Raw genomic sequence first — 13,437 nt, forward strand, 5'->3', positions numbered from 1 at the left:
CCACGACCACATTCCCCGCCGGACGAATGGTACGCGCGCTCGGCACCGGCGCCCCCGTCTACGCCCTCCTCGCCGTCCTCCTCGCGGCTCTCGCCCTCACCGACCCCGGTTTCTACGAACCCGACCGCTTCCTCGCCTTCGTCAAGCGCGCCGCACCCCTCGTCGTCCTCGCCGCCGGCCAGTACCTGGTCATCGTGTGCGGCGAGTTCGACCTCTCGGTCGGCGCGATCGTGACGGCGGGCGTCGTCGTCGCCGCCGAGCTGTACGGCTCGTACCCCGGCGCCCACTGGCTGCTCGCCACCGCCGTCCTCCTGGCCGCAGGGGCCCTCGCCGGCCTGGTCAGCGGCCTGGTCACCACCGCCTTGCGCGTGCCGTCCTTCATCACCACGCTCGGCATGATGCTGATCCTCGAAGGCGCCGTCTTCTTCTGGACCGGCGGCTCCCCGCACGGCGCGCTCCCCACCGCCTTCCGCCAGCTCGGCCGCGGCACCGCCCTCGGCTGGCTTCCGTGGGCGGTTCTCGCCTGCACCGCCGCCGCAGTGGCCGTCGCCCTGCTCATGCGCTCCGACTTCGGCCGCACCCTCGTGGCCGCCGGCGACAGCGAACGCGCCGCCGCCCTCGCCGGTGTCCGCGTGGCCCGCGCCCGCACCATCGCCTTCGTCCTGTCCGGCACGGCCGCCGCTCTCGCCGCGGTCCTCGTCGGCGGATTCTCCGGCGTCTCCGCGCAGGCGGGCCGCGGCTACGAGTTCGAGGCGATCACCGCCGTCGTACTCGGCGGAGTGGTCCTCGGCGGCGGCCGCGGATCGGTCGTCGCCGCGATGGCCGGCGCGTTCTCCCTGCAGGCCCTGTTCACCCTGCTCAACCTCCAAGGCGTCTCCGGCGCCCTCGAATCCACCGTCCAAGGCGTCATCGTCATCGCCGCGGTGGGCCTCGGAGCCGCCGACTGGTCCCGGCTGCGCCGCCGCCGTACACACCCCTCGGGAGGGGAACCCTCATGACGTCCACGCGCAGACGCGCCCTCGTCCCGGCCGCCGTACTGCTCTCGGCCGCCCTCATCAGCTCCTGCTCCAGCGACGCGCCACCGGGCGCACCCGCGGGACCCTCCGGGAGCACGGAGGCATCCTCGCCGGGAACGGACACCGGCGAACACTCGAAGTTCTTCCGGAAGGCCGAGTACGACCGGCAGCTGAGCCTGATGGCCGAAAAGCCCCAGGGGCCGGCCGGCAGACCCTGGGAACAGATGCTGAACCCGGAGATGACCGACACCGCGGCGTACAAGAAGAAGGGCGGTGGCGGAATCCACCTGTGCTTCTCCAACGCGGGTGTTTTCAACCCGTGGCGCCAGGTCGGCATGAAGAACATGAAGGCCGAGGCAGCGCTGCACAAGGAGATCACCGAGTTCACCGTCCTCGACGCCCAGGGCAAGGACGACAAGCAGATCTCCGACATCCAGGAGCTCGCCGGGCGCGACTGCGACGCCCTGATCGTCTCCCCGAACACCACCGCCACCCTCACCCCCGCCGTCGAGCAGGCCTGTGCCAAGGTCCCCGTCGTCGTCTTCGACCGGGGCGTGGAGACCGACTGCGCGGTCACCTTCGTCAATCCGGTCGGCGGGTACGGGTACGGGCAGGTGGCCGCCGGGTTCCTGAAGGAGAAGGTCGAGCCCGGGGGCAAGATCCTCGCCCTGCGCATCTCCCCCGGAGTCGACGTCCTCGAAACCCGCTGGTCGGCCGCGAAAACCGTCTTCGACGACAGCGAACTGGAGGTCGTGGACGCGAAGTTCACCGAGGGAGATCCCGCCAGGACCAAGTCGGTCGTCGCCGACGCCCTCACCCGGCACGGCGACATCGACGGCGTATGGATGGACTCGGGTGCGACAGCCGTCGCCGCCGTGGAGGCGTTCGAGGACGCGGGCAGGGACGTACCGCCGATCACGGGGGAGGACCAGCAGGACTTCCTCCAGGCGTGGAAGGACAAGGACCTCACCGCGATCGCCCCCACGTACCCGACCTTCCAGTGGCGTACGCCCGTGATCGCCGCCCTGCGCGTCCTGAAGGGCGAGGAGGTCCCCAAGGAGTGGAAGCTGCCGCAGCCCACCGTCACCCGGGACAACCTGGACCAGTACCTCAAGCCCGGCATGCCGCCCCTGCACTACGCGATGTGCGGCTGCGAGGACCTGCCCGGCTTCCCGCAGGCGTGGGGCGGCAAGGGATGACGGGCCGCCACGCCCCCCACGCGCTCGGCGCCAACCCGTGGATCTGGCACTCACCGGTGACCCACGAGGCGCTCGCCGAGACCCTGCCCCGGCTCGCCTCCTGGGGCTTCGACTGCGTCGAACTGCCCCTGGAGCGGGCGGCCGACTGGGACCCGGCGCAGGTGGCGAAGCTGCTGGCGGCGACGGGTCTCGCCCCCGCCGCCGTCATCGCCGTCATGTCCCCCGACCGGGGGCTCGTACGGTCCGGCCCGCAGACCGTCCACATCACCCAGGACTACCTGCTGCGGTGCGTCGACGCGGCGCGCGCGATCGGCGCGCCCGTGGTCGCGGGCCCCGTGTACACGGCCGTCGGCCGCACCTGGCGCATGGACCGTGCGCAGCGGGCCGCCGCGTACGACGAGTGGCGCGAGAACCTCGCCCCGGTACTGCGCCACGCGAGCGCCACCGGGGTGGCCATCGCCGTCGAGCCGCTCAACCGCTACGAGACGAGCCTGTTCAACACCGTGGCCCAGACCCTCGAAGCGATCGGCCCGCTGCCCGCCCGGTCCGTCGGCGTGGCCCTCGACACGTACCACCAGAACATCGAGGAACGCTCCCTGCCCGCCGCGGTCCGTGCCGCCGCAGGCCGCATCGCGCACGTCCAGGTGTGCGCCAACGACCGCGGCACCCCCGGCGCCGACCACCTCGACTGGCCGGGCTTCCTCGCCGCGCTCACCGCGAGCGGATACCGGGGTCCGCTCTGCATCGAGTCGTTCACCGCCCACAACGACGCCATCGCGGTCGCGGCGTCGGTGTGGCGCCCCCTCGCCCCCTCGCAGGACACCGTCGCCACCGAGGGCCTGGCCTTTCTGCGCCGCGTCCTCGCCTCCCCTCCCGAGAGGACCGGTTCATGAGATGTCATGCTCTTGACATATCCAGCGACCTGCGCAGAGCACTGACAGCCCTGCTCCTGGCGCTGCTGCTCGGCGCGACCGCGCTACCCGCCACCGCAGTCGAGAAGGCCCCGCCTTCCGTGCGCTGCTCTTCACCGAAGCGGTCGGCTACGTCCACGGCTCCATCCCCGCAGGAATCAGGATGTTCGAGGAGGAGGCGGCCGAGAACGGCTTCGAGGTCGTACAGACCGCCGACTCCACGGTCTTCGACGACAAGAAGCTCAAGGACTTCGACGTCATCGTCATGCTGCAGAACTCCGGTATGGTCTGGGACACCGAGGCCCAGCGCGACGCCCTGAAGAAGTACGTGCGCGGCGGAGGCGGCGTCGTAGCCATCCACAACACCCTCGACATGGGTGTGGAGGAGGAGTTCCCCTGGTGGGACGAGGCCATCAACGGCGGCGTCCACATGCCCGCCCACTCGCCCGGCGTCCTGAAGGGCACCGCCAAGGTCGCCGACCGCGTCCACCCCTCGACCAAGGGCCTGCCCGAGCGCTGGGAACGCCCCGAGGAATGGTACAACTTCGACGCCAACCCGCGCGGTGACGTCCACGTCCTGGTCACCGCCGACGAGACGACGTACAACCCGGGCAGCGCCGCGATGGGCGCCGACCACCCCATCTCCTGGTGCCGCAACACCGAGGGCGGCAAGGTCTGGGCCACCGCCATGGGCCACGACACCCCCGCCTACAGCGAGGCGTACTTCCGCGACCACGTCGTCGGCGGCGTCCAGTGGGCGGCGGGCAACAAGCCCGGCGACTGCGGAGGCACCGTCTGGAACGGCTACGAGAAGGTCGCCCTCGACGAGAACACAGCCGACCCCATGGAACTCGACGTCGCCAAGGACGGCCGGGTCTTCTACGCCCAGCGCAGCGGCGAAGTGAAGATCTTCGACCCCGCCACCCACGCCACCACCACCGCCGGCAAGCTCGACGTCTACACCGGCGGCGAGGACGGCCTGGTCGGCATGGAACTCGACCCGGCCTTCGCCGACAACCACTGGATCTACCTCTACTACGCCCCCGCGGGCGCCAAGGACGACGTCAACCGCCTCTCCCGCTTCACCGTCAAGGGCAACATCCTCGACCTGGCCAGCGAGAAGAAACTCCTCGACGTACCCGCGTACCGCGACCGCACCTTCCCCGAGCCGGGACACACCGGTGGCGCCGTCGAGTTCGGCCCGAACCGCACGCTCTACCTCGGCACGGGCGACGACACCCCGCCCAACATCGACCCCGACTGGCAGGGATACGCCCCGCTCGACTGGCGCCCCGGCAAGCAGATGCTCGACGCCGCCCGCACCTCGGGCAACACCAACGACCTGCGCGGCAAGATCCTGCGCATCAAACCCACCGACTCCGGCGGCTACACGATCCCCCGGGGCAACCTCTTCGCCCAGGGCACGCCGAAGACCCGCCCCGAGGTCTACGCGATGGGCTTCCGCAATCCGTTCCGCTTCACCGTCGACCCCAGGAACGGGTACGTCCACGTCTCCGACTACGGGCCCGACCGCGGCCTGCCCACCACCGACCGCGGGCCCGAGGGGCTGGTCGAGTACAACGTCATCAAGAAGCCCGGCAACTTCGGCTGGCCGTTCTGCCACGGCGACAACCAGGCGTACGCCCCCTACGACCCGGACACCGGGGAAGTGGGCGCCAAGTTCGACTGCGCCAAGCCGGTCAACCCCTCGCCCAACAACACCGGCCGCATCGAACTGCCCCGATCCAGCAGCCCGAGATCTGGTACGGCTACGGGGTCTCGAAGGAATTCCCCGAAATGGGCAGCGGCGGCTCGGCGCCGATGAGCGGCCCGGTCTACCACTACAACCCGAAGAACCCCTCCACGACGAAGTTCCCCGCCTACTTCGAGGGCGCGAGCTTCTTCTACGAGTGGTCGCGCAACTCCGTCAAGGAGATCCGCTTCGACCGGGACGGGAAGCTCCTCAAAATCAACGACTTCCTGTCCTCGCAGAAGTTCAACAAGCCGATGGACATGACCTTCGGGCCCGACGGATCGCTGTACGTCCTCGAATGGGGCAGCTCCTTCGGCGGCGGCAACAACGACTCCGGTCTCTACCGCATCGACTACGCACAGGGGCAGCGCATTCCCGTCGCCAAGGCGGCCGCCTCCGTCACCAACGGCCCCGTACCGCTGACCACGGAGTTCTCCAGCGCCGGCAGCCAGGACCCGGACGGCGACAATCTCAGCTACGCCTGGGACTTCGACGGCAACGGAACGTACGACTCCACTGACGCCGACCCCACGCACACGTACACGGCCAAGGGCGACTTCAACGCCCAGCTCAAGGTCACCGACTCCACCGGCAAATCCGGGTACGCCAACATCCCCGTCACCGCGGGCAACACCGCCCCCAAGGTCACCATCGACTTCCCCGTCGACGGCAAGCTCATCGACTTCGGCGACAAGATCCCGTACAGGATCACCGTCACCGACCCGGAGGACGGCCCGGTCGACTGCGCCAAGGTCACCGTCAACCCGGCCCTCGGGCACGACGACCACGAGCACCCCACCACCGACATCCCCGGGTGCGAGGGGACCGTCGACACGGGTGACCTGGGCGGCCACCCCGAGGGCGCCGACCTCACCTACGTACTCAACGCCAAGTACACCGACAGGGGCGGCGAAAACGTCGGCGCCCTCACCGGCTACGGACGCGCGGTCCTCCAGCCCAGGCACAAGCAGGCCGAGTACTACGACACCCAGTCCGGCACCCGCGTCGTCTCCCAGGCCGGAGCCGAGAACGGCAAGCGCATCGGCGACGTGTCCGACGGCGACTGGGTGGCCTTCCACCCGATGAGCGTCGAGGGCGTCGGCAAGGTCGGCTACAAGCTGTCCAGTCCGTACGGAGTCGGCGCGATCGAACTGCGTGCCGACGCCCCCGACGGCAAGCTCCTCGCCACCACGCCGGTACCGAACACCGGTGGCTGGGACACCTACCAGACCACCCCGGCCGTCCCGGTCGAGGCTCTGGCGGGCACCCACAAGCTCTATCTCGTCTTCACGTCACCGCAGAACAACTCGTTCGACGTGGACGCCGTCGAGTTCCAGAGCCCCTAGGCACCACGGCACATGACAAAGCACCGGCCCATCCGGGTGATCGTCACCGGGTGGGCCAGTGCTTTTCCCTCTTCGTCCTCGTCAGCGGGTGCCGACGGCCGCGCGCACGGCCCGCCGGGCCATCGCGCAGTCGTCGTGCAGCCGCCGGAGCAGCAACCGCTGCTCCTCACCGGTGGACATGCCGCCCGCCGGGGCCTGCCCCGTCGCCCCGGTCACCGGAGCCGCCTCCCGCATGGTGCGCTGGACAGCGGTCTCGTACGTACGGATCTCCCGGGTCAGGACCAGCATCAGGTTGACCAGGAAGGCGTCCCGCGCCGCGGTGCCCGGTGCCTGCGCCAGCTGGCTGATCTGCCGCCGCGCCGTCGGAGCGTCGCCCAGCACCGCCCACAGCGTCGCCAGGTCGTACCCCGGCAGGTACCAGCCCGCGTGCTCCCAGTCGACCAGGACGGGACCGGCCGGCGACAGCAGGATGTTGGAGAGCAGCGCGTCGCCGTGGCAGAACTGCCACCTGCTCTGCCGCCCCCCGGTCGCCTGGGCGAAGCCGTGCAGGAGCTTCTGCAGGTCGCCGAGGTCCCGGTCGGTGAGCAGGCCCAGCGCGTGGTAGCGGGAAATGCGCGAGGAGTAGTCGAGCGGCGCCTCGAAGACATCGGCCGGCGGCCGCCAGTCGTTGACCCGTTTGACCGCGCCGAGGACGGCCCGCAGATCGGCGCGCGGCGGTGCCTCGGCCGGATGCCGGGTGAGAGCGGCCACCCGGCCCGGCATCCGCTCGATCACCAGGGCGCAGTGGTCGGGGTCCGCCGCGATCAGCCGCGGTACCCGCACCGGTGGACGGTGCCGGACGAAGGTGCGGTAAGAAGCTATTTCGTGACGGAATCTCTCCGTCCACGCAGGGGAGTGGTCCAGTAAACACTTCGCGACCGCGGTGGTGCGGCCTGTGGTGCCGACGAGCAGTACGGACCGCCCGCTGCGGCGCAGCACCTGCACCGGGTTGAACTCCGGGCAGATCCGGTGCACCGAGGTGATGGCCATCCTCAGCTGCGCGCCCTGGGGGCCGGACAGGTCGAGTCTTCCGCTGGGCGGTGGGGAGCCCGGTCCTGCGGCTCGCCGGGCGCGGCCGACGCCCAGGGGCGCTGCGCCGGCGTGATGGGGGTCGAGATACGGTCCGCTGCCCGTCGCCACGGGACGGTACGGCCGAGGCGGGGCGGACACGGAGGACGATGCTGTGTACATGGGCGATACAGATCCCTTCGCGCGCCGACGAGTTACGTGCGCCGCCCGCCCCGGCAACCGGTCAACACCCTGGGGAATGCTGCCCGGTTGCCGGAGCGGGGTGGCGCTTTCTTACCTGACACCCGCCTGCGGGTGGCACACCATGTGGCGGACCCTGGCGAACCCTGGCGAATATTCCCACTGCATCTGACACGGGGTTACTGTCAAATCAGCCGAGACCCTGGGGGCTTGATGTGACCGGAGAACCCAACACCCGCCTGGCAGACCTGTTCGGCCTCGCCGGCTGGTCCAAGGGCGAACTCGCGAGACTGGTGAACCGGCAGGCGGCGGCCATGGGCCATGCGCAGCTGGCGACCGACACCTCGCGCGTACGACGCTGGATCGACATGGGGGAGGCCCCACGCGATCCCGTGCCCAAAGTGCTGGCAGCTCTGTTCACCGAGCGACTCGGCCGTGTCGTGACCATCGAGGACCTCGGGTTCGACCGGCACGGGCGCACGGGAAAACGGCGGGACGTCAGGAACACAGAGAATCCGGACGGCCTTCCGTGGGCGCCCGAACGGACGGCAGCGGTCCTCACCGAATTCACGGGAATGGACCTCATGCTCAACCGACGCGGCTTGGTGGGCGCGGGCTCCGCGCTCGCCGCAGGCTCCGCACTCAGCAGCGCCATGCACGACTGGCTCCGCACCGACCCTGCTCCGACGGCCCACGCTCCACGCACCGACGATCTCCTGCATGCCGACCCCGCCGGGTACGACCGCTACGAGGCCGCCCCCATCGGGTCGCAGGAGATCGAAGAACTCGAGCGTTCCGTCGAAGTGTTCCGCGCCTGGGACGCCGCCCGCGGGGGCGGTCTCCAGCGCAAGGCGGTGGTGGGCCAGCTCAACGAAGTGGGCGGCATGCTCGTCTACCATCACCCCGACCACCTCCAGCGCCGGCTGTGGGGCGTCGCCGCCAACCTGGCGGTCCTCGCCGGCTGGATGTCGCACGACGTCGGCCTCGAACCCACCGCCCAGAAGTACTTCGTCATCGCCGCCCACGCGGCCCGCGAGGGCGGCGACCGCCCCCGCGCGGGCGAGGCCCTCTCCCGGGCCGCCCGCCAGATGGTGCACCTCGGAAAGCCCGACGACGCCCTGGACCTGATGAAGCTCGCCAAGTCCGGATCCGGCGACGAGATGCTGCCCCGTACCCGCGCCATGCTGCACACCATCGAGGCCTGGGCACAGGCATCCATGGGCCGCGGCCAGGCCATGCGGCGCACCCTGGGGGAGGCGGAGGAACTGTTCGTGTCGGACAAGGGCGATGTCCCGCCACCGAGCTGGATGCAGATGTTCGACGAGGCCGACCTGCACGGGATGCAGGCGCTGGCCTTCCGTACGCTCGCGGAGCACGAGCCCGCGGCGGCGGCCGCGGCGCAGCGGCACGCCAAGCAGGCGCTCGCTCTCCGGGCGGGCGGCAGGCAGCGGTCGAAGATCTTCGACTACCTCTCACTGGCCTCCGCGTGCTTCATCGCGGACGACCCGGAACAGGCCGACCGGTACGCACGTCTCGCGCTGATGTCGATGGGGGAGACCTCGTCGCACCGCACCTGGGACCGGCTGCGGCAGATGTACCGGCTCACCGGTCAGTACGCGGACTACCCGAAGATCGAGGATCTGCGCGAGGAGATTCAGCTGGTACTGCCCGCGAAGAAGACGAACAGGAGCACCAGCATCTAGGACCGGCGTCCCGCGACGCTCGGCCTACGCCGCGACCCGGGCGATCAGCACGCACGCGTCGTCCTCACGCTCGGCCTCGCCGAACTCCGTCACGACCAGCCGCACGCATTCCTGCGCGCTACGGGCCTCGGCGAAGCGCGGCGCGAGATCCAGCAGCCTGGACGGACCGGCATCGTCGACGGGGCTGCGGCGCGAGATCCCGTCGGTGTGCAGAACCAGCAGGTCGCCGGGGCGGAGCTGTACCTCGACCTGCTCGTACGCGGCGCCGGACGTCGCTCCGAGCAGTACCCCCTCAGGCGGCGTCAGTGTGCGCCCCGTCCCGTCGCGGAACAGCAGCGGGGCGGGGTGACCCGCCTGGGCCCAGGTCAGAAGCCGGGTGACCGGGTCGTAGCGGCAGCACATCACGCTGCCCAGCGCGGGCTGGGTCGAGGCCTCCAACAGCTGGTTCAGGTGTCCCATCAGAGCGCCGGGCTGGACGCCGGCCACAGCTATCCCGCGCAGCGCTCCGAGCAGCATGGCCATCCCGGAGGTGGCGGCCACCCCGTGGCCGGTCAGGTCGCCCACGGTCAGCAGCGTCTGCCCGCCGGGCAGCTCCAGCGCGTCGTGCCAGTTCCCGCCGATCAGTGCGCTCGACGCGGACGGCAGGTAGTGGGCGGCGAGGTCGAGCGCGGCGGGACCGCCGTGCGGGAGCCGCAGGGGTCCGCGCCACGGCGGCAGTACGGCCTGCTGCAGCTCGACCGCGATCCGGTGCTCGGTCTGCGCGATGTGCTGTTGGCGCTGCAGTGAGTCACGGGACTCGCTCACCACGCGCTGGCTGCGGCGCACCTCGCTGACGTCCCGCAGCACGGCCCACATCGAGGCGGTGCAGCCGTCGGCGTCGAGCACCGGTTCGCCCGTCATGTGCAGGGTCCGTACGGTGCGGTCGGCGCGCACGATACGGAACTCGCCGTCGATCGGCTTCCCGTCGACCAGGCAGTCCGTCACCATCGAGGTGAGCAGCCCCTGGTCCTCGGAGAGGAGTACGGACGGCAGTTCGTCCAGCGACAGCGGGCCGCCCCCGGGCGTACGGCCGAAGATCTCGTACAACTCGTCGGACCAGTCCACCTCGTCGGTGAGGAGGTTCCACTCCGCGCTGCCGACCCGGCTGAGTAACGACGTGCCCGGTGCGGCGGGGGACCCGTCGGCGGGCGCTTCGTCGGGCTCGGGGGGCAGTCCGGCCTTGAGCTGCCCCAAGTGGGCGCCGAGGTCGTCGAGTTGGTGAACCGCCAGATCGCACAGGGCCCGCTGCCAGCGCCCGTGCGGATCCTCGTCGTCCACCACGACCGCGTCCCGGCGCACCGCGGCCACGTCACCGCGCAGCCGACGGGTCTGCGAAATCAGCGCGTCGACAGAGCCCCGCTGGGGAGGCTGTGGCGCAGAGGAGTCCGCGAACAGGTGGGACGGCATGTCGTACTCCGATACAGGCGCGGCCGGGCCAGCTCTGATGGATGGACCGATTACGACTCTGGCACAGCCGGGAAAGGCCCGTGAGGGATTCGGCAACACTCGATACGGTGGTGCTTCTGGCATATGCCATCGGCCTCGCTGAGGTCGTCCGCGGGGACGTCCACCCGCTTGCCGGGATGCCGGATGCACGAGAGGTCGTCCGGGATGTCAGGATAGAACCATGACGATCAAGGCTTACTTCGACATCACCATCAACGACGAGCCCGCCGGGCGGATCACCTTCAACCTGTTCGACGACGTGGTTCCCAAGACGGCGGAGAACTTCCGCGCGCTGGCCACCGGAGAGAAGGGCTTCGGCTACGCCGGTTCTTCCTTCCACCGCATCATCCCGGCCTTCATGCTCCAGGGCGGCGACTTCACGCGGGGCAACGGCACCGGCGGCAAGAGCATCTACGGCGAGAAGTTCGCCGACGAGAACTTCACCCTCAAGCACGACAGGCCGGGCCTGCTGTCGATGGCCAACGCCGGCCCGAACACCAACGGCTCCCAGTTCTTCGTCACCACCGTGGTGACGCCGTGGCTGGACGGCAAGCACGTCGTGTTCGGCGAGGTCGCCGACCAGGCGAGCATGGACCTCGTCAAGAAGATCGAGGGCTACGGCACGTCCAGCGGCAGCCCGAAGGCCAAGGTCACCATCGCCGAGTCCGGCGTTCTCTGATCCCTTCCGCTCCCTGAACTCCCGGCTCCCGGGAGCGCCGGCCGACGTCATGCGTCGGCCGGCGCTCCCGCATCCGGCCGTATCGGATGTGTTGTCTCTGTTTGCGTGGGAACGCGCAGGATGTAAGCAGGTACGTCCCGACCAGAGAGCAGGGAGCGGAATGTCGAATCCGCAGCAGCCCGAACAGCGGCGCAGTGACAAGGGCGGTGCCACCCCGCAGGACAGCGCCGAGCTCAAGGCCGGCCAGTCCGGTTCGGCGGGGAGTCACGGAAGCAAGCACGCCCACGGGACCGACAAGGGAAACAAGGGCGGCGGAGAGGGCGGCGGGACGCCTCCGGACCAGCAGCCCGACCACCCGTGACGCGACCCCGTCCCGACCGCGGCCCGAGAGGGCGCGCGCACGCGCAGGTGCCTGGACCCGCGGCCTAGCCGCGGGTCCTGCGTACGCACTCGGTGACCACGGACCGCAGGTCACCGCCGCTGCGGTGCAGCAGCTCGCGCTGGACGCGGGCCCCGTTCCCCCCCTTCAGCAGCGCCGTGAGGCCCTCCTGGACGGGAAGTACGTCCCCGCTGTCCTCCAGGGCGTCCCGGACATGTTCGAACAGTGCCCGCACCACCGCTTCGGCCGGCGCGGGGCGCATGGTGACAGGGTGGATCAGCTCCTCCTCCAGCCCCGATCGTCCGGCTCGCCACGCGGCCAGCCGCAGCAGGCCCACCCCGTGCCGCGTGGGCGGTTCGCCGGCCTGCCACTGCCGGGCCGCCGTCTCCACCAGGGCGCGGGCCAGTGTGGCCAGGAGCACCGTCGTGGAGGGGTCGAGGCACACGTCGGCCACCCGGATCTCGACGGTGGGGTAACGGTGCGAGAGCCGGGCGTCGAAGTAGATCATCCCCTGGTCCCGCAGCGCGCCGGTGCCGACCATGGCGTCGATCTGCTCGTGGTACCGGTCGGCGCTGCCGAAGATCTCCACCGGTCCGGCAGAGGGCCACCGGCCCCACACCCGGCTGCGGTAACTGCTGTACTTGCTGTCCTTGCCCTGCCAGAAGGGGGAGTTCGCACTCAGTGCGAGCAGCACGGACAGCCACGGCCGGATCCGGTCCAGGACGGCGACGCCCTCCTCGTCGGAGTCCACCGACACATGGACATGGCAACCGCATGTCAGCTGTTCCTGTGTGGTCAGTCCGAACTGCTCCTCCAGCCACCGGTAGCGCTCACCGCTTCCGATGGCCGGGCTGACCGGCAGGGGCGACGTCGCCAGGGCCACGACGGCCGCGCCCAGGCCCTCGGCGTGGCGTGCGGCCTCCGCCCGCCAGCGGACGATCTCCTCCGCGAGGTCTCCCATGCCGGTCTGCGGCCGGGTGCCGAACTCCAGTTGCTGGCGGTGCAGCTCGGCCTCGAAGACTTCGGCATCCTTGCCGCCCTGCCGGGACACGGAGGCCAGTACCGCCGCGGACAACGCCTGCGGCTCGCCGGTCCGCGAGTCCACCAGGAGGAGCTCCTCCTCCACTCCGACACTACGCATGTCGTCTGCCTCTCTGCGGCCGGCCGGATGAGAGCCCGGGCGCAATGCTGTAGATCTGCTGGTGCACCGCGCCATGGCCCACGTCATGACGGAAGCAGACGGGCCACGATGCGGCTTCTCTGTCCCTGCCCTCCATCCAGGGCTTGATGCAGACGATCTCACCGCCTTGCCCGCGAGCGGCGGGGGCCGGTGGACTCGAGTGCGGCGAAGACCGCGACCGTCACCGATCCGACGGTCGTGAAGGCGGCTCCCGGGCCGGTGAGCGGTACCACGTCCGTGACCGCGAAGAGGAGCAGCGCCAGGCAGGGGGCGGCGTCGACCGAGGTGACGGCCGCGACGAGGCGTCCGGAGACCCGCGGGCGGCGGGCGACGAGGGCGAGCGTGCCGACCCCGCAGGGCCGTGGCGCCGTGGTTCTCAACACCCCTGCCGTCAGGCGGCATCGGGGCGCCCGCACCGGGCACCTCGAGCGGATGGGCGCTCTTCTTGCGCTGGCTTCGGCGGCCTGTTAGGGCATCGTCGACTTCACCGGCGGACTGCTGTCCCGCAAGGCGCACTTCGCCGTCGTCACCTTCCTCG

At 70.4% G+C, this 13,437-nt stretch carries 10 protein-coding genes and 1 pseudogene; 7 read left to right on the forward strand and 4 right to left on the reverse strand.

Going from position 1 to position 13,437, the window contains the following annotated elements:
* Positions 1–26 precede the first annotated feature (26 nt).
* The 4 genes and pseudogenes from BN1555_RS32700 (at position 27) to BN1555_RS32715 (ending at position 6,225) form a co-directional block, all read left to right on the forward strand.
* Complete coding sequence (locus BN1555_RS32700) at positions 27–998, forward strand: ABC transporter permease (RefSeq protein ID WP_093803814.1); 972 nt, start codon at positions 27–29, stop codon at positions 996–998.
* Entirely contained in the window at positions 995–2,215 is a 1,221-nt protein-coding gene (locus tag BN1555_RS32705) for an ABC transporter substrate-binding protein (RefSeq protein ID WP_093802777.1), read from the forward strand. Before BN1555_RS32700 ends, BN1555_RS32705 begins: the two co-directional genes overlap by 4 nt.
* A complete protein-coding gene (locus BN1555_RS32710; protein WP_093802778.1) occupies positions 2,212–3,108 on the forward strand; it encodes a sugar phosphate isomerase/epimerase family protein in 897 nt (298 codons plus the stop codon). The genes BN1555_RS32705 and BN1555_RS32710 overlap by 4 nt, the downstream gene beginning before the upstream one ends.
* Positions 3,105–6,225, forward strand: a pseudogene (locus BN1555_RS32715) (ThuA domain-containing protein). The gene BN1555_RS32710 and the pseudogene BN1555_RS32715 overlap by 4 nt, the downstream one beginning before the upstream one ends.
* Before the next feature lie 81 nt (positions 6,226–6,306).
* Here BN1555_RS32715 and BN1555_RS32720 read toward each other — a convergent pair.
* Entirely contained in the window at positions 6,307–7,455 is a 1,149-nt protein-coding gene (locus tag BN1555_RS32720; protein WP_093802779.1) for an aminoglycoside phosphotransferase family protein, read from the reverse strand.
* Between the two features lie 233 nt (positions 7,456–7,688).
* Here BN1555_RS32720 and BN1555_RS32725 point away from each other — a divergent pair, with 233 nt between their 5' ends.
* Positions 7,689–9,176 carry a DNA-binding protein NsdB gene (locus BN1555_RS32725; RefSeq protein WP_093802780.1) on the forward strand — a complete coding sequence of 496 codons (1,488 nt, stop codon included), beginning with the start codon at positions 7,689–7,691 and terminating at the stop codon, positions 9,174–9,176.
* 24 nt (positions 9,177–9,200) lie between these two features.
* Here BN1555_RS32725 and BN1555_RS32730 read toward each other — a convergent pair whose 3' ends face one another.
* Positions 9,201–10,622, reverse strand: a complete 1,422-nt coding sequence (locus BN1555_RS32730) for a PP2C family protein-serine/threonine phosphatase (protein ID WP_093802781.1) — start codon at positions 10,620–10,622, stop codon at positions 9,201–9,203.
* A gap of 220 nt (positions 10,623–10,842) precedes the next feature.
* On the opposite strand from BN1555_RS32730, the gene BN1555_RS32735 reads away from it, so the two are divergent.
* Both BN1555_RS32735 and BN1555_RS32740 read left to right on the forward strand, forming a co-directional pair.
* On the forward strand, positions 10,843–11,340 hold the full coding sequence (locus tag BN1555_RS32735; protein ID WP_093802782.1) for a peptidylprolyl isomerase: 498 nt from the start codon (positions 10,843–10,845) through the stop codon (positions 11,338–11,340).
* Between the two features lie 160 nt (positions 11,341–11,500).
* On the forward strand, positions 11,501–11,701 hold the full coding sequence (locus BN1555_RS32740; RefSeq protein ID WP_093802783.1) for a hypothetical protein: 201 nt from the start codon (positions 11,501–11,503) through the stop codon (positions 11,699–11,701).
* 64 nt (positions 11,702–11,765) lie between these two features.
* Here the strand turns inward: BN1555_RS32740 and BN1555_RS32745 are convergent, their stop codons facing one another.
* Both BN1555_RS32745 and BN1555_RS32750 read right to left on the reverse strand, forming a co-directional pair.
* Complete coding sequence (locus BN1555_RS32745; RefSeq protein ID WP_093802784.1) at positions 11,766–12,860, reverse strand: glutamate--cysteine ligase 2; 1,095 nt, start codon at positions 12,858–12,860, stop codon at positions 11,766–11,768.
* A 158-nt stretch (positions 12,861–13,018) separates the two neighbouring features.
* Positions 13,019–13,279 (reverse strand): hypothetical protein, encoded by a 261-nt coding sequence (locus tag BN1555_RS32750; protein ID WP_093802785.1) that lies wholly within the window; start codon positions 13,277–13,279, stop codon positions 13,019–13,021.
* Positions 13,280–13,437 lie beyond the last annotated feature (158 nt).

Origin of the sequence: Streptomyces sp. Wb2n-11, assembly GCF_001049855.1 — a bacterium.
In the GTDB taxonomy this organism is placed as follows: Bacteria; Actinomycetota; Actinomycetes; order Streptomycetales; family Streptomycetaceae; genus Streptomyces; species Streptomyces altiplanensis.